Annotated in this window: 18 protein-coding genes; 3 read left to right on the forward strand and 15 right to left on the reverse strand. The window is 39.0% G+C overall.

Going from position 1 to position 20,408, the window contains the following annotated elements:
* The first annotated feature begins 66 nt into the window (after window positions 1–66).
* Entirely contained in the window at window positions 67–414 is a 348-nt protein-coding gene (locus BM207_RS02525; protein WP_177217039.1) for a YtxH domain-containing protein, read from the forward strand.
* Window positions 415–426: 12 nt separating this feature from the next.
* Here BM207_RS02525 and BM207_RS02530 read toward each other — a convergent pair whose 3' ends face one another.
* The 9 genes from BM207_RS02530 to BM207_RS02570 all read right to left on the reverse strand — a co-directional run bounded on the left by BM207_RS02530 (window position 427) and on the right by BM207_RS02570 (window position 9,824).
* A complete protein-coding gene (locus BM207_RS02530; protein ID WP_090991973.1) occupies window positions 427–1,296 on the reverse strand; it encodes a sugar phosphate isomerase/epimerase family protein in 870 nt (289 codons plus the stop codon).
* Between the two features lie 42 nt (window positions 1,297–1,338).
* Window positions 1,339–2,571 carry an MFS transporter gene (locus BM207_RS02535; RefSeq protein WP_090991974.1) on the reverse strand — a complete coding sequence of 411 codons (1,233 nt, stop codon included), beginning with the start codon at window positions 2,569–2,571 and terminating at the stop codon, window positions 1,339–1,341.
* Between the two features lie 4 nt (window positions 2,572–2,575).
* On the reverse strand, window positions 2,576–3,256 hold the full coding sequence (locus BM207_RS02540) for a 3-keto-disaccharide hydrolase (RefSeq protein WP_090991975.1): 681 nt from the start codon (window positions 3,254–3,256) through the stop codon (window positions 2,576–2,578).
* Window positions 3,257–3,275: 19 nt separating this feature from the next.
* Window positions 3,276–4,733 (reverse strand): Gfo/Idh/MocA family protein, encoded by a 1,458-nt coding sequence (locus BM207_RS02545; protein ID WP_090991976.1) that lies wholly within the window; start codon window positions 4,731–4,733, stop codon window positions 3,276–3,278.
* Between the two features lie 17 nt (window positions 4,734–4,750).
* Window positions 4,751–5,131: a c-type cytochrome gene (locus tag BM207_RS02550; protein ID WP_090991977.1), complete on the reverse strand. Its 381-nt coding sequence runs from the start codon at window positions 5,129–5,131 to the stop codon at window positions 4,751–4,753.
* 16 nt (window positions 5,132–5,147) lie between these two features.
* The gene (locus BM207_RS02555; protein ID WP_090991978.1) at window positions 5,148–6,200 is read right to left on the reverse strand and encodes a sugar phosphate isomerase/epimerase family protein; all 1,053 of its coding nucleotides are present in this window, start codon (window positions 6,198–6,200) and stop codon (window positions 5,148–5,150) included.
* A 5-nt stretch (window positions 6,201–6,205) separates the two neighbouring features.
* Window positions 6,206–7,360: a Gfo/Idh/MocA family protein gene (locus BM207_RS02560; RefSeq protein WP_090991979.1), complete on the reverse strand. Its 1,155-nt coding sequence runs from the start codon at window positions 7,358–7,360 to the stop codon at window positions 6,206–6,208.
* Between the two features lie 68 nt (window positions 7,361–7,428).
* Complete coding sequence (locus BM207_RS02565) at window positions 7,429–9,129, reverse strand: GMC oxidoreductase (RefSeq protein WP_177217040.1); 1,701 nt, start codon at window positions 9,127–9,129, stop codon at window positions 7,429–7,431.
* Between the two features lie 26 nt (window positions 9,130–9,155).
* On the reverse strand, window positions 9,156–9,824 hold the full coding sequence (locus BM207_RS02570; RefSeq protein ID WP_090991981.1) for a gluconate 2-dehydrogenase subunit 3 family protein: 669 nt from the start codon (window positions 9,822–9,824) through the stop codon (window positions 9,156–9,158).
* 255 nt (window positions 9,825–10,079) lie between these two features.
* On the opposite strand from BM207_RS02570, the gene BM207_RS02575 reads away from it, so the two are divergent.
* Together BM207_RS02575 and BM207_RS02580 are read left to right on the forward strand one after the other, a co-directional pair.
* Window positions 10,080–11,024 carry an NAD-dependent epimerase/dehydratase family protein gene (locus tag BM207_RS02575; RefSeq protein WP_090991982.1) on the forward strand — a complete coding sequence of 315 codons (945 nt, stop codon included), beginning with the start codon at window positions 10,080–10,082 and terminating at the stop codon, window positions 11,022–11,024.
* A gap of 64 nt (window positions 11,025–11,088) precedes the next feature.
* Window positions 11,089–11,817 (forward strand): YebC/PmpR family DNA-binding transcriptional regulator, encoded by a 729-nt coding sequence (locus BM207_RS02580; protein WP_090991983.1) that lies wholly within the window; start codon window positions 11,089–11,091, stop codon window positions 11,815–11,817.
* Between the two features lie 47 nt (window positions 11,818–11,864).
* Here BM207_RS02580 and BM207_RS02585 read toward each other — a convergent pair whose 3' ends face one another.
* The 6 genes from BM207_RS02585 to BM207_RS02610 are packed head-to-tail and all read right to left on the reverse strand — an operon-like array spanning window position 11,865 to window position 20,362.
* On the reverse strand, window positions 11,865–12,641 hold the full coding sequence (locus tag BM207_RS02585; RefSeq protein ID WP_090991984.1) for a carboxylesterase family protein: 777 nt from the start codon (window positions 12,639–12,641) through the stop codon (window positions 11,865–11,867).
* A gap of 10 nt (window positions 12,642–12,651) precedes the next feature.
* Window positions 12,652–14,148 carry a sulfatase family protein gene (locus BM207_RS02590; RefSeq protein ID WP_090991985.1) on the reverse strand — a complete coding sequence of 499 codons (1,497 nt, stop codon included), beginning with the start codon at window positions 14,146–14,148 and terminating at the stop codon, window positions 12,652–12,654.
* A gap of 8 nt (window positions 14,149–14,156) precedes the next feature.
* Window positions 14,157–16,457 carry a beta-glucosidase BglX gene (bglX, locus tag BM207_RS02595; RefSeq protein WP_090991986.1) on the reverse strand — a complete coding sequence of 767 codons (2,301 nt, stop codon included), beginning with the start codon at window positions 16,455–16,457 and terminating at the stop codon, window positions 14,157–14,159.
* Window positions 16,458–16,475: 18 nt separating this feature from the next.
* A complete protein-coding gene (locus BM207_RS02600; protein ID WP_090991987.1) occupies window positions 16,476–17,453 on the reverse strand; it encodes a metallophosphoesterase in 978 nt (325 codons plus the stop codon).
* 3 nt (window positions 17,454–17,456) lie between these two features.
* On the reverse strand, window positions 17,457–18,791 hold the full coding sequence (locus tag BM207_RS02605; protein WP_218155013.1) for a glucoamylase family protein: 1,335 nt from the start codon (window positions 18,789–18,791) through the stop codon (window positions 17,457–17,459).
* 11 nt (window positions 18,792–18,802) lie between these two features.
* Window positions 18,803–20,362: a glucoamylase family protein gene (locus tag BM207_RS02610; RefSeq protein WP_394332962.1), complete on the reverse strand. Its 1,560-nt coding sequence runs from the start codon at window positions 20,360–20,362 to the stop codon at window positions 18,803–18,805.
* Window positions 20,363–20,408: the final 46 nt, after the last annotated feature.

Here is a 20,408-nt window from a genome sequence, read left to right on the forward strand (position 1 = left end):
TTCATTTTCTTAAACAATCTAGGAAAATGTTTGTTGTTTTAATAAAGAAACGTTATGAACAAACATATGAAATATAACAAATTAATTGGAAAACTTCTTTCAAGCAGAACGAGCTCCAATAATACTCAAGTGGCAGTAGCTTTAGTTGCAGGTGTGGCAGTAGGTGCTGTTATCAGCATCTTATTTGCGCCTAGTAAGGGATCAAACATGCGCAATAGTATCGCAGGGAAAGCCAGGGATTTGGGAAGTGAAATGCGGGATAGTTATAGGACGTACAGAGATAAGATGTTTGGAAACCATCCCCAAGAAAATGTTGAAGCGCCAGAAGTGCCGCATTTTGCTCACAGTGTTCCAAAAAAAAGAAAGTCGGACATTAAAACGCTGATTAATGAGGATAAAGGGGTAATCAGTTAACTGATTACCCCTTTATAGGGTATTTACGTAGTCGAAACTAGTTTTCACCGATCCCATTTGATCTGGTTTATAATTAGTTTCGTGCTCAACAAACAGATGTTTTAAACCTGATGACTTCGCTTCAGCAAATATCGATTTGAAATCTATTGCGCCTTGACCGATTTCAGTATTCAAATTCTTGTTGCTTTTGTCCATATCCTTAACGTGCCACATTGTGAAACGTTTAGGATGAGCTTTAAAAAGAGTTAAAGGATCTACCCCAGATCTAACAGCCCAATAAATATCCAGTTCAAAATCAACTAAATTTTTATCACTTTCGTCAAGCATAATACCTAAACCTGTGGTATCACCAAACTTGGCAAACTCGAAATCATGGTTATGGTAAGCCAATTTTAGTCCACTTGCTTTGCACAAGGTTCCGGCCTCGTTTAATTTATTTGCAATCCTCTTATAGTCATCAGCCGTTTTTCGCTGTCCGCCCAAATAAGGTACGGTAATGTATTTACAGTCGATGATATTCGCTGCTTCAATGTATGATTTTAAGCTATCACTTCCTTTACCACTTATAAAACCATCCATATCAAAATGACCACTTGGTGATTTTAAACCGTTTTGTTTTAGAAGATTAGCAAATGCTTTAGCATCTAAGCCCCAAAAGCCGTCTTTGCGGTTATACCCATAGGTTTCTACCTCTTTATAGCCAATGCCAGCAACCTTTTCTATTATTCCGGTGATATCCTTACCAATAATATCGCGCAAACTATAAAGTTGTAAGCCAACCGCACGTTTTTGACTATACATGCAGTTAGCAAAAGATGGGATTATTACTGCACTTGCAGCTAATAAACTGGTTTGCTTAATAAATGCTCTTCTTGAATTCATATTTGAAGATATACATTATATGTAAATAAAGTAAAATAAATTTTAACTTTTAGCATCGGCCTTTGTTTTATCGTTAAAGAGTAATGCGAATAAAAGAAACACAACTAAAGCAATACCAGCTGGGATAATCCATATCATTTTCCAGTCCATGGTTCCATCAGCAACTTTATAGCTGTCTGATATAAATCCAGCCACTTCAAATCCAATAAGCATGCCTACACCATAAGTAGCTAAAGTTATAAGGCCTTGTGCTGAACTTTTAAATTTCTCTCCAGCTTTTGAATTGGTATAAATTTGGCCCGACACAAAGAAGAAATCATAACAAATTCCATGTAGCGCGATACCAAGAATAAGCAAGAAGCTTAACTCTCCGGAGTTACCGTAGGCAAAAAATGCATAACGAATGGCCCAAGCAAGCATTCCAACTAAAATGGTACGTTTAAAGCCAAATTTTTTAAAGAAGACCGGTAGAAACAATAAGAACAATACTTCAGAAACCTGCCCGATCGTCATTTTACCCGTGGGGTTGTCAACTCCGATTGTGGATAAGAACAAATTCGCATTTTGGTAGTAAAATGCCAATGGAATACAGATTAAAATAGAAGAGATAAAGAATATCAAGAAATTCCTATCCTTCAAAAGCTTTAATGCATCTAAACCTAGGAGTTCAGATATGCTTACTTTTTCACCTGTAGTAGCTTTTGGAGGTGTTTTGGGAAGCACAAAGCTAAATAAGCCCAAAATTAGCGAAGCTACCCCCGCCATCAGGAATGTGTTTTTTAACAAGCCGTCTGCAGTAGCTTCTTTAGAGTCCCAATGAAAATAGAAGCTAATCAATAAACCAGCACCAATCCATCCTAATGTTCCCCAAATTCGAATAATTGAAAATTCTTTTTCTGGGTCTTTCATCTGATTGAATGAAACTGAATTTACCAAGGCCAATGTGGGCATATATAGGACCATATATCCGAATACATAAGGGTAAAATACAGCTATATCAGTTGCATTATACATTTGATACATTAATACTGCTCCAACAATATGCAGAAATCCAAGAATCTTCTCAGCGTTAAAATAGCGATCTGCGATAAGACCGATAATAAAAGGGGCAATAATTGCTCCCCAAGATTGCGTTGAAAAAACTGAGGCTGTCTGAGACCCCGATGCGGTTAAATTTGATGCTAAAAATGTTCCTAGGGTTACGAACCATGATCCCCAGATAAAAAATTCTAGGAACATCATGAATGATAACTTAATTCGAATAGTTGAGTTCATATGGCTATAGTTCTTTAATCATTATATTTTTATACCATACTTCATCCCCATGATCCTGAAGAGCAATCTTGCCAGTTTTATAAGTTCCGAAGCCCGTCCATTTAGCAAATTTACTTCCAGCAATTAAAGCGGCCCAATTATCGTCCCACATAGTTGTATTTACTACCTTTACGCCATTTAAAATAAGCGTAAGCTTACCTTTATTGGCAATAATTTCGGCTTTATTCCATTCTCCCACTGCTTTTACAGGCTCAGAAGTACTTTTAACAAGGTCATACAAATCGCCAGAACGGTGTTTAGTGATTTTCCCGTCTGCGTGACCTTCATTGTCTAACACCTGCATCTCTGGTCCGGTAAGATAGGTTTGTCCGTATTTTTCATCCTCATGTACAAAGAAAATAATCCCACTGTTGGCTTTTGGGGCGACTTTCCATTCTAACTTTAAGTGAAAGTTGCTATATTCTTTGTCGGTTACTAAATCGCCTCCACCATCTTTGCCTTTTTTTGTCGGACTCATGTGTAGTGCGGCATCTTCGACATCCCATGCACTACCTACTGTAGTTTTATTGTAAGTATGCCACCCGCTGGTTGTTTTACCGTCAAACAAGGGTTTAAATCCTTTTTGAGCACTTGCAATATGCGTTACTGAAAACAGAAACATTGCAGCTATTACGTATTTTTTCATCTCTTTGTATTTTAATTGATTACGAACCTAAAGTCCATCCTTTACGGTATTCTCTTTTTACAAACTGGTTAACCTCATCAAGATTGGTCACTTTCATTTGATCATTATCCCATAAAAGTTTTTTATACCTTCCTGGATAAGTAGTTTTTCCATTTGCATCTTTACGTTGTATATCGGCACCACGGATAGCCAAATTAGCCATTAGTAAAGCCTCCGTTAATGGGCCAGCTATTTCGAAAGGAGAACTTAGCTCATTTTTTCCAGGCCCTGCAATGCAAGCTTCAACCCATTGTGCATAATGGCCGTCGGCCTGACCTTTAACACGAGCGAATTTTTCTTTAACTTTAATGTCTTCATTTTTAGATAATGGCAATAAACGTGGGTTTGCACTATAGGTGCTGGCCATCATTTTACCTTTTGTACCTATAAACAAAGTTCCATTTCCTCCATCGCCGAAAACTTCGTTTGCACCTAATTCTTCTGGTCTTTCTGGTTGTATACCACCATCCATCCAATGAACAGTTACATCACCTTTGGTTTTATTTGTCTTAGGGAATTTTAAAGTTACGTGGCTTGAAGGAGGGCAGCTATCAGGGAAATAACCGCGTTTAAATTCATCAACATAAACTGAACCTACACTTGCTTCAACCTCTGTAGCATATTTTAAATTAAGAACACTAAAAGGAGCTTCCAATAAGTGACAACCCATATCGCCTAGTGCCCCGGTTCCGTAATCCCACCATCCGCGCCAGTTAAATGGCACTAATTTGTTAACATAGTCTTTAAATGGTGCAGTTCCCAGCCATAAATCCCAGTCTAGCTCAGCTGGTATCTCTGCTTTATTGGCCGACCATGGAATGCCCTGAGGCCATACAGGCCTGTCTGTCCAGGCATAAACCGTATGTACATCACCGATTAATCCCGCATCATACCATTCTTTCATTTCGCGGGGGCCGTTATTAGACGCTCCTTGATTACCCATTTGCGTAACGACGTTGTACTTTTTAGCCGCTGCGGTTAATGCACGCGCTTCAAAGATATCGTGTGCTAATGGTTTTTGTACATATACATGCTTTCCTAATTGCATGGCAGCCATAGCCTGAACGGCATGGTTGTGATCTGGAGTTGATACAGAAACAGCATCAAAATTTTTATGCTCTTTATCGTACATTTCTCTCCAATCTTTATAGAACTTTGCTTTAGGGAAATCTCTTACACTATCGGCTGCTCTACGAGTGTCAACATCACAAAGAAAACCAATATCGGCTTTGCCGCTTTTGGCAAACATAGCAATATCACTTTTCCCTTTTCCACCTACCCCAACTCCGGCAACAATCAGTCTATCGCTAGGAGCTAAGAAACCCGGGCCACCTAAAACATGTCGCGGAACAATCATAAATGCTGCCGTAGCAATGGTGCTAGCTTTCAGGAAGTCGCGCCTACTTGTAGAATTTTTTTCTTTTTTTAACGTATCCATTGGTCTTAGTTTTTTAGTTATTTCTTTAACGATAAAATATAGGTTACCATTTCTTTTGCATCGCTTTCAGTGATTTTTGCATGGGGTGTCATTGGAACTGTGCCCCAAACTCCTTTTCCACCACTTATTATTTTGCCTGCTAATAAATTTATATTTTCCTCATTTGAAGGGTATTTATCAGCAATTGCCTGATAAGAAGGGCCTATGATCTTATTTTCTTTGTGATGACAGCCTATGCAATCAGACTTGGCAATTAACAATTCACCACCGCTTTTTGTAGGTTGGGTTGATGCCGGGGCAGGGGTAGAAGTACTTTTTTCTGTTGTATCAGTACTTGAGCCACCACAGGCAGCTAATATTAACGTAATTGTGCTTAAAATTAGAAGTGTTTTTTTCATTAGTGTTTAATTTACTTTATAGTCCCAATATCTCTTTATTAAGATTGCTATCGCTACCAGCTGAAGCAAAATCGTCGAATGCTTTTTTGGTTACTGGTATGATGTGATTTTTAATGAACTCGGCGCCCTCTTTTGCTCCAGTTTCTGAATCCTTGATACAACATTCCCATTCCATAACAGCCCAACCTCTAAAATCGTATTGTGTTAACTTACTAAAAATGCGTTTGAAATCTACTTGCCCATCACCAGGAGAACGATATCGGCCGGCACGATTTGCCCAGCTTTGATAGCCTCCAAATGTGCCTTGTTTACCGGTTGAATTAAATTCAGCATCTTTCACATGAAATGCTTTAATTCGTTCGTGGTAAAAATCAATGTATTGAATATAATCTAGTTGCTGCAAAACAAAGTGCGAAGGATCATAAAGCAAACAAGCTCTTTCATGGTTGTCTACTTTTTCCAGGAACATCTCATAAGTTTCTCCGTCAAAAAGATCTTCGCCGGGGTGTATTTCGTAACAAACATCAACTCCGCAATTATCGAATTCGTTCAAAATTGGTAGCCAGCGTTTAGCCAACTCAGTAAATCCTTCGTCTACCAAGCCCTCAGGTCGCTGCGGCCATGGATGAAAAGTATGCCAAAGCAATGAACCACTAAATGTTGCGTGTGCATTTAAACCAAGATTCTGCGACGCCTTTGCTGCATATTTAAGTTGTTGAACTGCCCAAGCTGTTCTTGCTTTGGGGTTATTTTTAACTTCTTCAGCAGCAAACGCATCAAATAGTTTATCATAAGCAGGATTTACTGCAACTAATTGACCTTGTAAGTGCGTAGAAAGTTCAGTAATCGCCAAGCCATAAGAGGCGACTTTACCGCTTAGCTCATCAGCATAGGTTTTGCTTTCAGCTGCTAATTTCAGGTCGATAAATCTCGAATCGAGTGTAGGTATTTGTATGCCTTTATAACCTAAATCTGCGGCCCACCTACAAATATTATCTAATGAATTAAATGGGGCTTCTTCTCCAATAAACTGGGCTAGAAATATAGCGGGTCCTTGTATTGTTGTCATTGTTTCTAAACTTTAAAATCGAACCATTTTTGATCGGATTTACTGGAGGCCACGACATTTTCTATAAAGGCCATTCCTCTAACACCATCCATGGCATTCGGAAAATCCAGGATTTCTGGTGTAGGCTCTATCCCTTCTTGTTTTGCCTCTATGGTTAACGCAAAATTTTTATAAATATTAGCGAAAGCCTCTAAATACCCTTCTGGGTGACCTGAAGGCGTTCTTGTGTTAAATTTCGCAATATCAGATAGGTAGCTATTACCTGTTCTGTAAACTTGAGTAGGTTGATCTAACCATCTTACAGTTAAAGTATTAGGTTCCATCTGATGCCATTCAATTCCCCCTTTCTCTCCATAAACCCGGATTTTGATAGCGTTTTCTTCCCCGGCAGCGATTTGCGAGGCCATTAAAATACCATTTGCACCATTGTTGAATCTTAATAACACATTACCATCATCATCCAGCAACCGATCTTCTACAACAATGTTTAGATCAGCACAAATCTGTGTGATTTGAAGTCCTGAGATATATTCTGCCAAATGTGCCGCATGTGTTCCCACATCTGCCATGCAACCACTAATTCCACTTTTAGCTGGATCAGCTCTCCAGGCAGCTTGTTTGTTCTCCATTGGTGCTGGTAAGCTTAGCCAGCCTTGGGGGTATTCTACACAAACTTTTCTGATTTTGCCCAATGCTCCTTCACTTATCATTTGCTTGGCTTGTTTAACCATGGGATAACCCGAATAAGTGTGGGTTAAGCAAATTAACAATCCTGTTTCCTCGGCTTTAGCTTTCAATGCTTTTGCTTCTTCTAAACTAAAAGTTATTGGTTTATCAATTAACACATGGAAACCATGCGTTAAAGCTAACATTGCTGGCTCGAAATGAAGATGATTTGGCGTAACGATACTTACAAAATGCATTCTTTCAGAAGCAGGTAATTTGCTTTCCGAGATAATCATTTCTTCGAAACTTGTATATATTCTATCATCTGGTAAAAATAGATCCTTTCCAGAGGCTTTGGCATTTTCAGGATTGGAACTGAGGGCACCGCAGCATAGTTCTATTAAGCCATCGATGTTCGCTGCGATACGGTGAACAGCCCCAATAAAAGCCTGTTTTCCCCCGCCAATCATACCCATTCTAATTTTTTCTTTCATATTTTTAGCTAAAAGCTAAAAGACTAAAGCGGTATGCCATGTGCTTTAGTCTTTTGCTTTGGACTGTTTTATATATTTCCTTTTTTTAATTCGCTCACTGCGTAATCTGCTGCTCTAGCCGTTAATGCCATAAAAGTTAAAGATGGATTTTGACAGGCTATTGAAGGCATACAAGAACCGTCTGTTACAAAGACATTTTTCACTTCATGCATTTGGTTCCATTTGTTTAACACCGAAGTTTTCGGGTCGTTACCCATACGAGCAGTTCCCATCTCATGGATGGCCATACCCGGAGCAGAGCCATTGTCAAAAGTTTTGATGTTTTTCATGCCCGCAATCTCCAACATTTCAGCAGCATCATCCATCATATCTTTACGCATTTTAAACTCGTTATCTCCAAATTGGCAATCAATTGCGATTACAGGTTGCCCCCATTTATCTTTTTTGCTTCTATCCAGTGTTACTTTGTTTTCGCGATTTGGCAACGTTTCTCCAAAACCACCTAGGTTCATATTCCATTTTCCTGGCGTGCTGATTAAATCTTTGAAATCTCCCCCAAAATCCATTTCAGCGATACCGGTATGAGAATTTGAACGATTGGCACCACCCTGAAAACCGAAACCACGTAAATAATCTCTTTTATCGTTACCAATATTACGGTAGCGCGGAATGTAAATACCATTAGCACGCTTTCCGAAAATATACTTATCTTCAAATCCTTCAGCTTCGCCGGATGCGCCACAACGAAAATGGTGGTCCATTAAATTACGGCCGAGTTCACCACTTGCATTGCCTAAGCCATTTGGATGCGCCTCGGAGGTCGAGCTTAATAAAATTTGAGTGGTTGCCAAAGTTGACCCGTTTACGAAAATAATTTTAGCAAAGAATTCCATTGTCTCATTGGTTTCTGTGTCGATGATGCGAACGCCAGTAGCCTTTTGGCTTTCTTTATCATGCAGTACCTCGGTAACATAAGAAAAAGGTCTTAGCGTTAAATTGCCAGTTGCAACTGCGGCAGGTAATGTAGCAGATTGTGTACTAAAATAGGCTCCGAATGGGCAACCGCGGCTACATAAGTTTCGGTATTGGCAATTGCCGCGACCACCATGCTCGACAGTTAAGTTAGCCACCCGACCTATGGTCATTATCCTCGCGCGTTTAAAGTGATCTTCTATTCTTTTTTTAACAGATTTCTCGACAACATTCAAATCCATAGGAGGTAGAAACTGTCCATCGGGAAAATGAGGATAGTTTTCAACCTGACCGCTAATGCCTGCAAATTTCTCTGCATAATCATACCATGGTGCAATGTCTTTGTAACGAATTGGCCAATCTATACCATGTCCATCTTTTGCATTTTCAGAAAAGTTTAAATCACTTAAACGGTAGCTTTGTCGACCCCACATGAGTGATTTTCCACCCACGTGAAAACCTCGGTACCAATCAAACCGTTTCACTTCGGTATATGGGCAATCTAGGTCATTTACCCAAAAACTCTCATTAAATTCTGTATATGGATAATCTCGTTTTTGAACTGGATGTGTTCTCTTTTGCTCCTCAGTAAGTTTGCCTCGATGTTCAAACTCCCAGGGTTTTTTCATGGCTGTGGTATAGTCTTTTATATGTTCGATGTTACGACCTCTCTCGAGCATTAACACTTTTAATCCTTTTTTTGTAAGATCCATCGCGGCCCAACCTCCACTTATACCGGAACCTACAACAATTGCGTCATAAGTATTTTGAGCCGTGGCTTTAGTATTTAAGTTCATAATTATTGTTGTGTTTTATGTGTTGTCTAGACAAAAAGACGTTGACCTGGTTTCATTTTGTAATCACCATCGTATTTACCTGGGATAGCAATATACTCGTAGGCTTTTGTAGCACCAATTTCTGAAGTGAAAAAGCCGAGGATGGTCAGATCTCTTGCGATAGCGAAAAATTGAGGTTTTTTAGCTGGCTTTTCTTTCATGGCCATTGGATTATCCATGTTTTCTTTTGCAGATTGTTGTTGCGCCTTAGTTTCTTCCAATTTTTGAGCTTCTGCTATTTCTTCAGATTCTTTTTTCTGGCTTGAAATCGTCGCTTCTCTTACTTTACGCAATAATATTTCACGTTCTTTAACGCCAATTTCTAGAAATGATTTGCTATAATCTTTCTTAGCGCTTTCTTCCAGGGCTTCTAATCCTTTCACAAATGCTTTTTGGGCTTCTTCCGGATAGCAGTCTTTAATCATCATTGTAATGAATGGCCCCACCGCGGCAGCTTTCGCACCTGGCGATTTTGCGGTTGTGGGAAGAATAATGTCAGCGATCTCAGTAACTAATTTCTCTTGGTCTTCAGTAAATAGATTTTCGCTGTTTTTACCAGGCTGCGTACAGCTGTCAAATAGTGTAGCAATAGTAGTGGCGGATAATGCTCCTCCAATCAAAAAGGCCACACTTTTTACGGCATCTCTTCTGTCCATAATGTTAGGTTAGGTTTTGTTTTGTGTTTTGAGCAATTAAATTAGGTAAAATATCTTAAGATTACGAAATACAATTGAAATTAAATCCGATTTAAGAGGAAATGGGTGTATAAACTACACTTAGCTGCGGTTACACAGTAAATTGCCGAATGTAAAAATGTGTTTACATTAATAAAACGATTTAGTAAAAATTTAAGACGTTGCGCGTATTAGGTTTGGTTCATTTTTTTAACTTTGCTCAAATTTCTGAAAAGTATGAACGAAAAAATATTAGTATTAGGATCGAACGGTCAAATTGGTACGGAACTAGTTAACGCTTTGCGTAATGGCTATGGTAATGATAACGTAGTAGCTTGCGACATCCGTAGGCCGGATTACGAAACTAAAAATGCTGGGCCTTTTGAATTCGTAAATGTACTTGATAAAGATATTTTGAAAGATATTTTCAATAAATATAAGCCTACTCAAGTTTATTTATTGGCGGCATTACTATCAGCCACAGGCGAGCAAAATCCGAAATTAGCCTGGGATTTGAATATGAATGGGCTGTTAAATGTATTGGATTTAGCCCTAATTTATAAAACTGCGAAAGTTTATTGGCCAAGTTCTATTGCTGTATTTGGTCCGAATTCTCCAAAAAACAATACACCACAGTATTGTACGATGGATCCAAATACTGTTTATGGAATTAGTAAATTAGCTGGTGAACGATGGTGCGAATATTATTTTCAAAAGTATAATTTGGATGTAAGGAGCATACGTTATCCAGGTTTAATTAGCTGGAAAGCGGCTCCGGGTGGAGGTACCACTGATTATGCAATTCACATTTTTCATGAAGCCTTAAAAAAAGGCAGTTATGCATCCTTTTTATCGGCAACTACAGAGTTGCCGATGATGTACATGGAAGACGCTATCCGTGGTACAATTGAATTGATGGATGCGCCGGCGAGTCAGATTTCTATTCGCTCAAGTTATAATTTTGCAGGAGTAAGCTTTACTCCCGAAGTTTTAGCGAGTGAAATAAGAAAACATATTCCTGATTTTAAACTAAGCTATACGGAGAACGATCCAAGACAAGAGATTGCCAATAGTTGGCCAAGCTCTATCGACGATAGTTATGCTAAAAAGGATTGGCTTTGGGAGCCTACGTTTGACTTAGCGAAAATGACTGAGGATATGTTGGCAAACTTAAAAAAATAGTAGGGACGTAGAGCGTGGAGCTTCAAAGTCTTGATACTTGATACTAAATATTTGATACTAGAAAATGGGAAGAGCATTCGAATTTAGAAAAGAAAGAAAATTTAAACGTTGGGCCAAAATGGCTGTACAATTTACCCGTATTGGTAAAGATATTGTAATGGCTGTTAAAGATTCCGGAGCAAATCCAGAAACCAACTCACGTTTACGAACTGCCATGCAAAATGCTAAGGCAGTAAATATGCCAAAGGATAGAGTAGAAGCAGCTATAAAGCGTGCTTCTGATAAATCACTGGCTAACTATGAAGAACTGGTGTACGAGGGTTATGCCGCACACGGGGTTGCAGTTTTAATTGAAACAGCTACTGATAATACGAATCGTACGGTTGCAAATATTAGAAGTTATTTCAACAAAACAAATGGTACACTAGGTAAAACCGGGTCGTTGGATTTTGTTTTTAACCGGAAATCTATTTTTAGGTTTGTACCTGCTGAGGATTTAGACCTGGAAGAATTGGAATTTGAACTGATAGATGCTGGTTTGGAAGAATTGTATGTGGAGGCTGATGAAGAGGGCAATGACATTGCCGTTGCCCAAGGCCCATTTGAGAATTTTGGCTCATTACAAAAGGCTTTAGAAGAAAAAGGCATTGAATTAAAGAGCTCGAAATTAGAGCGTATCGCATTATCTCATCATCAGGTAACAGAGGAGCAGGCTGTTGATGTATTAAAATTAATTGATAAACTGGAAGAAGATGACGATGTACAGGCAGTTTATCATAATATGGCCGAGTAATTCTTCAAGCATTCTCGCAGGTCAAATTATTAACCTGCGAGGTGTAACTATTTTGATTGGCTAAAAAGCCAAGGAATCAGTTCAGGCTCGGCGAATGCAGAATCCCAGCTATTGTGATTTGCCTTTGGATAGACAGTAAATTTTGGAGTATGATTGATTGCTTTTAAGGCATGATAAACATTGTAAGAAAGTTGCGGATTTACCACATCATCTAAGCCTCCATGGAAAATCCATAAAGGGACATTTTTATATTTTTTAACATTAGCTACATTGTCGCCACCGCATATTGCGAAGGCAGCTGCAAATGTTTTTGGTTTCCTTCTCAAGATTTCAAAAGTCCCCATACCGCCCATAGATAATCCACCTATATAGATTTTAGCCTTATCTGCAAATGGCTGCTTAACTATTTGATCTGTTAAATCCAATAAAAGATCCATCGATTTAGTGGGAACCCCACCAGATAGAAAGTTGAAAAATCTTTTACCATTGATAGTCTCTATCTCAACGTTAGACCAATAGCTGTTTTGTGGACATTGAGGGAAGACAATGATTGCAGGAAATTTGCTTTGGAATTCATCAGTAAGAAACATTTTTGCACCATGAGTTAACTGTTTTTGATTATCATTTCCCCGCTCACCTGCTCCATGTAGAAAAAAAACTACTGGGTATTTCATGTTAGAATGAAAATTTTCGGGATACAGGATGCGATATTTAAGGGTGTCAATGCCCTTTATAAAATCTGCTTTTTTAAACTTTGTCAATTCTTGAGCTTTAGCAAACGAGAAAATTACGCAGCTAATTAAGTATAGTATTATTTTCTTCATCTCATTATTATTAATAGGTTCCCTTGTATAAATGATCAATTCTTTTTGAATCTACTCTTTTAAGCGGGATTTGCATCCCTCCGGTTTGTTCTAACCAGTCCCACATATCCTTTTTCAACTGGCCTGCAATTTTACTATATCTTGGATCTCTAATTAAGTTATTGATTTCTTCAGGATCATTTTTCAGGTCATAAAGTTCATTGGCATCCCAAACGCCTTGATTGAAAATGTATTTAAACTGCTCGGTTCTAACTCCAAACATTGTAGGCGTTTGTGGGAAGGCCCATTCCCAATAATATTCATAAAAAATTTTATCTCTCCACTTGGTTTCTGAGCCTTTTAACAAATTAGCAAATGATAACCCTTGAATTTGCGTTGGTTTCTTTATACCCGCTAATGCTAAAAATGTGGGGGCTATATCAATATTTTCAATCATTTCATTAACTACTAATCCGGGTTTTATCATTCCTGGGGCATAAGCCAGCATGGGAACTCTGAGCGAGGCCTCATACATGTCACGTTTGTCTATCAAGCCATGCTCGCCAAATTGAAAGCCATTGTCGCCCATATAAATAACCAATGTGTTCTTGTCAAGGCCTTCTTTCTTTAGTTCGGCTAAAACTTTGGCAATACTTTCATCTATACTAAGCAAGGTTTCATTATATCGTCTATAAAAGTCTATAAAATTAATGGTGCCGTCATACATATAATCGACTCCATGCCAACTATAGCGTTGATTTTTAACCCAAAGCGGGATATCAGCTTTGTTTGTACGGGTTTTTGGCTCCAGTATTTTGCCATATTTTTTGCTCGAATCTGTTGCGGTGAGGTACATGGAGGGCGGACTAATCACCTCCATATCTTTATATTTTCCCGCGTGTCTTTTTGCTGGTTGAAAATCGGCATGTACACCTTTATGAGAGAGGTACACAAAAAATGGTTTGTTCTTATCACTTTGTTTAATAAAATCTAAAGCGTAATCTGTTAGTAAATCTGTGGTATAACTACCTCGTGGCTGTTTTATTTCTTTTCCGTCAATATTAAAAGTAGGGTTGTAATATTCTCCCTGACCTTTAAAACTTATCCATTTATTGAATCCCGGTTGTGGTTGATCATCTGTATTCCCCATGTGCCATTTTCCCATAAAAGCAGTCTGATAGCCCTTTTTTTGCAAATATTGCGGAAAGAATTTCAAATCTTTGGGCATGGGCGCATTGTTATCTACTATGGTGTGTGTATGGGCATATTGACCTGTTAAAATTGAAGCTCTGCTGGGCGAGCACAACGATGTAGTTACGAAGGCGTTTTTTAAATAAGCTCCATTTTTTGCCATAAAGTCCATGGCAGGTGTTTCTAACCCCGGAACTTTTCCTGTAAAGCCCATAAAGTCAAATCGATGATCGTCACTCAAAATGAAAACGATGTTCATGGGTTTGCCAACTTGATTCGATTGACTGAAAGCGTTAGAACCCAAAATAGACAAAAGCAAAAAAAGAACCTTTTTCATAGAAATCTTTATTTAATCAATTTAAAATTTACTTCTTTAACATCCCTGACATTAGGCCCGATGAACAGCTTAAAATCTCCCGGTTCAGATACAAATTTCAATTCTGAATTATAAAATTTAAGATCGTTCTCGGAGATCGTAAAAGTTATTTCTTTGCTTTCTCCAGCCTTGAGGCTAACCTTTTTAAATCCTTTAAGCTCTTTAACCGGTCTGGTAATACTCCCAACCAGATCTCTAATATACAATTGAACTACTTCCTTTCCATCGTATTTTCCAGTATTTGTTAGCGTAACAGTTGCGGTTATCGTTTTGCCAGATGTTAGCGTGGATGAACTTAACTTAATATCACTAAAGTTAAAAATTGTATAGCTCAAACCAAAACCAAATGGATAAAGAGGGTCATTGCTAACGTCTAAATAGTTAGAACGAAACTTAGCGAACCATTTACCTTCCGCTAATGGCCGCCCGGTATTTTTATGAGCATAATACAATGGAATTTGACCAATGTTTTGTGGGAAAGTTGCCGTTAATTTTCCTGAAGGATTAACTTTTCCGAATAACACATCTGCAATTGCATTACCTGCCTCACTTCCTGGAAACCAGACATTTAAAATTGCTGGGATATTTTCTTCTTCCCATTTTAGCGCTAGCGGTCTTCCCGTAAATAAAACCAATACTACTGGTTTTCCAGTTTTGGCGAGTGCCTTTAACAGGTTTCTTTGGGTTTGCGGGATTTCAATTGAAGTAACACTACTACTTTCTCCACTAAACTCAGAACCTTCGCCCATTACGGCTACTAATACATCTGATTTTTCGGCAACTTCTAAGGCCTCTTTAATCAGCTCAGCTTCTGATCTTGGATCGCGTTTATAGGTGGGATTATGAATATTGACATAACGATTTTCCATTACTGAATCGGCTAAAAAATTTGAACCTCTCGCCGTTAAGATCTCGGCGTTTGTGCCTAAAGCATTTTTTAAGCCCTGTAGTACAGTCACAGACCTGTCTAATAAGGCAGCAACACTCCAGGTACCGAACATATTTGCGGTATTATCAGCTAACGGACCAACCAATCCAATTGTGCCTGTTTTTTTTAGTGGAAGAATGTTGTTTTTATTTTTTAACAATACAAAGCTCTCAGCGGCTATTTCTCTGGCTATCTGACGGTTTTCTGGAGTAAAAACTTCCTTTTCAGCTCTACCAATATCACAAAATTTATAGGGGTCTGCAAATAGTCCTAATTTATATTTGGCTTGAAGAATTAAGCGACAAGCATTATTTATTTGGGCTATTGTAACTTTTTTTTCTGCTAATGATTTTTTTAAAGTCAAAAGAAATCCTTCGCCTACCATATCCATATCTATGCCGGCGTTTAGGGCAAGCGCTGAAACAGTTTGTAAATCACCCATGCCATGCTCAATCATTTCTGGAATACCTGTATAATCGGTTACTACAAAACCTTTAAAGCCCCATTGATTTCTTAGAACTTCAGTCATGAGCCATTTACTTCCAGTAGCGGGAATACCCTCAACCTCGTTAAACGATGCCATTATACTGGCTGCGCCTGCTTCTACCGCTGCTTTATATGGAGGGAAGTATTCGTTATACATTTTAAGGCGGCTCATATCGGCTGGGTTGTAATCTCTCCCAGCTTCGGCAGCACCATATAATGCATAATGTTTAACGCATGCAAGAATTTCATTATTGGCTTGTAGTTTCCCCTGATATCCCGTTACCATTGCTTTTGCAATTTCAGAACCTAAATAAGGATCCTCGCCACTTCCTTCAGAAACCCTTCCCCAGCGTGGATCCCGGGCAATGTCCACCATCGGAGAAAAGGTCCAGTTAATACCATTCGCACTTGCTTCTATCGCTGCTACTCGAGCCGATTTTTTCACTGCATCCATATCCCAAGTGGCACTTAATCCGAGTGGAATTGGAAATACGGTGTGATAGCCATGTATTACATCCATTCCAAACAGTAAGGGGATTTTTAAACGGCTACCTTCTACAGCTAGTTGCTGAGCAGTTTTAATTTTATCAATTCCTTTTATATTGAAAAGACCGCCAACCTGTCCGGCTTTTATTTTCTTGCTTATATCCGAACTGTTGGCTTGCCCGGTGGTAATATCCCCCGACGCTACGGGCAGGTTCAACTGACCTATCTTTTCATCAATAGTCATTTTGCTCATCAGGTTGTTGATAAACGCATCCATTTTCTGCTGAGGAGTTGGAATTGGTTTTTTCTGCTGTGCAAATGTGTGCGTAACGGAAGCTATTAAAAAAAGTAAAGGAATAAATCGTTTCATCTATTGTGTGTTTATATACTATTTGATATTTGTATTGAATTTGATTTCTCTCAAGGTGAAATTATTTGCAGTGTCTAATTTATATTCATTTAAGAAGGGAGAAAAGGTTCGGATTTGAGCACTTTTTTCTTTAAAGTCTAAATCTACAATACGCAAGAATCCGTTTCCTCCCTTTATTGATCCTTTTACACCTTCTTGATAGTTGGCTAACATCTGATAAACTGGTAACGATTTTTCATTTGTACTAATTAAAGTCCCGACTCCAGAATTGAGGATATGACCGGAAAACACCCAGCGAATATTTTGGTTTTTGCTAATCAATTTGTCCCAAATTTGTTCTCCGTCATTCACTGCCTTTTCTCCTTGATCTTTTCCAATTCCATAGGCTTGGGGACGCCAATTGTCCCCAACTCCAATCCTGGTATTGTCTGAGTACATATAGGCGTGGGTATTAACGATTCCTAGGCGGTCAGCATATTTTGATGCAATTTTACCTGCCCATTCCAGCACTTCATTCCGAGGGCCGAATTCCAAAGTGATTACGAGCCATTTAACCTTACCAGTTTGAAACAAAAAGTAAGCGTTCTCTAATTTTCCAACTTCAAAAGAACCGCCGTAATATTTTTTCAAGTTCTGTTCTCCGAAATAGGTGTTAAAAAGCGAAGTATTTCGTACATCGGCAAATAACCCAGGGCCACTGCCCATGTCGTGGTTTCCTGCGGCTAGAACATAAGGCACTTTATTGTCAATTTTGGCAAAAGCATTTTTTACAATTCCCCACTCTTTAACGTTGTTGTTTTGCGTTAAATCTCCCTGTTGAAGGACGAAATCAATCTTTTTAGCATTTTTTGCGATCCACGTTAATTGGGCGTCCAGTACCTCTGGATATTTTTCAGCATAAGTTTGTGTGTCGGGTAAGAGCACGATCCTTGCCTTTTGACTACATGAGGCTAAAATTAGCCCGGTGAAGATCAGATATTTTAGGCGCTTTATCATCTTTTATAATTTTGGGCTTTGAAAATCTAGTTTCTTTAAGCCTGTTTGCACTTCTGGGGCGCTCATAAAAAGATCCCAAAGTAACCCTGTTCTACCGTTTTCGATCATTACAACGATCGGGCCTTGATCGATTCCCAGATAACGTTTAGGGTACCAATCGGCCGTTTCGCTAAAGGCATCATAAAAGCCATATTCGCCCCATACCTTATCGCCCAAATCTTCATATAGGTGACGGATCATTTTCATAGATTCCTTTGGGGTGTAAGGATAAGATGATAAGGCTGCTGTTGGAGAAATTACACCCAAATCATGTGAAGGGCTATGCCCTGCATATCCTTTTACCGAATAACTTGCAGTTAAGCCCCAACTCTCCTCACCATATCCCTTGTATTTTTTTGGGTTCTCTTTGCAATAAGCATGATGGATCAACGTATGGTTTTTCGCTTCCGTCCAATAATCGGCATATCGATCTTTTAGTCCGCGGGGATCTAAGCCTAAGTGAGAATATTGCGACCAAAATAGTGGTCCAACATTATCCTTCTGTCCATTATGAGCTAATTTGATGGGGAAGCCATAGGGTGCAATATTGGTGTTGATTGCCCCGCGTTTTGCCCAGCCTTCATGGTAAACTTCAGCTGGAATAGTATGGGTAGGAGAGGCTGCCGCCATGATATACATAATTAGGCATTCATTGAATCCAGTTACGGCGAAATTCATTTTCCAGCCTACATTGGCCGACCAATGCCAGTATAATACATTCTTCCCACCATTGCGATACCAGTCCCATTCTATCCCTTTCCAAAGTTTGTCTATTTGCTCAGACAGCGCTTTTTCTTTCGGGCTTCCGTTTGCGAAATATTGGCGTACACATAAAAGTCCTTGGGCAAGATAAGCTGTTTCAACTAAATCGCCACCATCGTCGAATTTGCTAAACGGTTTAGCTTTACCAGTAGGATAAATCCAGTGTGGCCATGCTCCATGAAACCGCTCTGCTTTTTCTAAGAAGTCGACCCCCTTTTTTAAACGTTCATATCCCTGCTCTCTGGTAATAAATTTTCGTTCAATTCCAACTAGAATGGACATCACTCCAAAGCCAACCGCTCCGGTAGCGATTACATCTTTATCATTTTGTGGATAAACGTTATCACTATGAAAGCGTTCGCGGGCTAGTCCTGAGATAGGTTCTGCGCCATCCCAAAAATAGTTGAAAGTTTGTTTTTGTACTAATGTAAGTAATTGGCTATCGCTTAATCCCTTTTTAGTAACAAGTGTATTCTTTTTTTGAGAAGAACAACTGCTCAATATTACAAATAAACCAAGTGTATATATAAATTTCATTTGCATCTTTTTTATAGGTTTGGACTAGTAAATCCTAAATTTTTCATTCCTGTTTTTATTTCGGGGGCACTCATAAATAAGTTCCACAACAGTTTGCTACGATGATTTTCGATCATGACTATGATCGGGCCCTGGTCTATTGCGAGCGTTGAACTCGCAAACCAAGGGTCGTTCAGGTTAAAGGAATCGTAAAAACCATAATCTCCCCAAATTTTATCTCCCAGCTTGTAATAGAAAAATTTAAGAGCTTGCATGGATTCGATTGGCGTATAGGGAAACGAAGATAGGGCAGCAGTTGGAGCAATAACCCCTTTGTCGTTTGTTGGGGAACTTGCACCGTAGCCCCCAGGCACATCACTGGCGGTTAATCCCCAGCAGTCCATACCATATCCAATATTTTTTAGGGGGTTGGCTACGCAATAATTATAATTAATCAAGGTGTGTGCTTTAGTTTGTGTTTCATAATTTGCATAAGCGTCCGACAATCCAATTGGACTTATTCCTAAAAAAGAATAATGCTCAAAAAATAACGGTCCTCCACTTGCGCTTCCCAAGGGTAATTGAACACCATAGTAGGTGTTGCCATTTTTCAACGCACCATTATTGGCCCAGCCCTGATCGTATACTGCTTTAGGGATGGTGTGAGTAGTAGATGAAGCGGCCATTACATAAGTAATCAAACATTCATTCCAACCTTTAATTGGCAAATTCATCTCCCAGCCGTTTGTTGGACTCCAATGCCAGTATAAAATATTGTTGTTATCTTTCCTAAACCAATCCCATTCAACACCATTATAAATTGTAGTAATATCGCTCCTCAAAGTAGTTTCTGCAGCATTAGCTGTAGAAAAATATTGGCGAGCTGTGAGGAGCCCTTGCATCAAAAACGATGTCTCTACTAAATCTGCACCATTATCTTTTGCACTAAATGGAATGGTTGCACCAGTATTGCCATCAATCCAATGTGGGTAGGCACCATGGTATCTCGTAGTTTTGTTTTTTAAAAAATCTACGACTTTTTGCAAACGAGATAACCCTTCGGCCCTCGTAATAAAATTTCGGTGCACACCTGTAATAATGGCCATTATTCCAAAGCCAGAACCACCCGAAGTAACGGTATTACCAGACGAGTTTCTTTCTCGTGCTAATCCACTTACTGGATGTCCAAAATCCCAGAAATATTTAAACGTTTGTTTCTGCACTAAGGTAAGTAGTTCATCATCCGTAATCCGGGGAAACTTGTCTGTGCTGTTTAAACCTGACACCAAGTTAATGTTAACCGGGTTTATCAATCTACCTCCACCCGCAGAGGTTAACTTATCACTTACAGTTAAAGTATATTTTGTAAATGATTTGAAGTCGCTTTGGGGAGTGATTGTGACCGTTTTTTGCTCGTTTGAAAATGAGCTTGTAATAGCAACGCTGCCCCCAAGGTCATCGGTTAAGGTAATCGCATTGGCAACGGTCGACGTATTAATGGGCTCAGTAAAATTGAATTTTATTTCAGGCCTTTGTAGCAGATCAACATATTTTAAGGTTCCATTATAAACTCCATTTACCGTAAAAGACAAAGATGTGTCTGTGTTAGCTGGGGTTACACGTTTGTTTTTTTTACAG

Source organism: Pedobacter insulae, assembly GCF_900113525.1.
Lineage (GTDB): Bacteria > Bacteroidota > Bacteroidia > Sphingobacteriales > Sphingobacteriaceae > Pedobacter > Pedobacter insulae.

Bases quoted from the DNA above. Each gene is read 5' to 3' on its own strand.
- BM207_RS02525 (WP_177217039.1), top strand. From the start codon at position 67: ATGAAATATAACAAATTAATTGGAAAACTTCTTTCAAGCAGAACGAGC.
- BM207_RS02530 (WP_090991973.1), bottom strand. From the start codon at position 1,296: ATGAATTCAAGAAGAGCATTTATTAAGCAAACCAGTTTATTAGCTGCA.
- BM207_RS02535 (WP_090991974.1), bottom strand. From the start codon at position 2,571: ATGAACTCAACTATTCGAATTAAGTTATCATTCATGATGTTCCTAGAA.
- BM207_RS02540 (WP_090991975.1), bottom strand. From the start codon at position 3,256: ATGAAAAAATACGTAATAGCTGCAATGTTTCTGTTTTCAGTAACGCAT.
- BM207_RS02545 (WP_090991976.1), bottom strand. From the start codon at position 4,733: ATGGATACGTTAAAAAAAGAAAAAAATTCTACAAGTAGGCGCGACTTC.
- BM207_RS02550 (WP_090991977.1), bottom strand. From the start codon at position 5,131: ATGAAAAAAACACTTCTAATTTTAAGCACAATTACGTTAATATTAGCT.
- BM207_RS02555 (WP_090991978.1), bottom strand. From the start codon at position 6,200: ATGACAACAATACAAGGACCCGCTATATTTCTAGCCCAGTTTATTGGA.
- BM207_RS02560 (WP_090991979.1), bottom strand. From the start codon at position 7,360: ATGAAAGAAAAAATTAGAATGGGTATGATTGGCGGGGGAAAACAGGCT.
- BM207_RS02565 (WP_177217040.1), bottom strand. From the start codon at position 9,129: ATGAACTTAAATACTAAAGCCACGGCTCAAAATACTTATGACGCAATT.
- BM207_RS02570 (WP_090991981.1), bottom strand. From the start codon at position 9,824: ATGGACAGAAGAGATGCCGTAAAAAGTGTGGCCTTTTTGATTGGAGGA.
- BM207_RS02575 (WP_090991982.1), top strand. From the start codon at position 10,080: ATGAACGAAAAAATATTAGTATTAGGATCGAACGGTCAAATTGGTACG.
- BM207_RS02580 (WP_090991983.1), top strand. From the start codon at position 11,089: ATGGGAAGAGCATTCGAATTTAGAAAAGAAAGAAAATTTAAACGTTGG.
- BM207_RS02585 (WP_090991984.1), bottom strand. From the start codon at position 12,641: ATGAAGAAAATAATACTATACTTAATTAGCTGCGTAATTTTCTCGTTT.
- BM207_RS02590 (WP_090991985.1), bottom strand. From the start codon at position 14,148: ATGAAAAAGGTTCTTTTTTTGCTTTTGTCTATTTTGGGTTCTAACGCT.
- bglX (WP_090991986.1), bottom strand. From the start codon at position 16,457: ATGAAACGATTTATTCCTTTACTTTTTTTAATAGCTTCCGTTACGCAC.
- BM207_RS02600 (WP_090991987.1), bottom strand. From the start codon at position 17,453: ATGATAAAGCGCCTAAAATATCTGATCTTCACCGGGCTAATTTTAGCC.
- BM207_RS02605 (WP_218155013.1), bottom strand. From the start codon at position 18,791: ATGAAATTTATATATACACTTGGTTTATTTGTAATATTGAGCAGTTGT.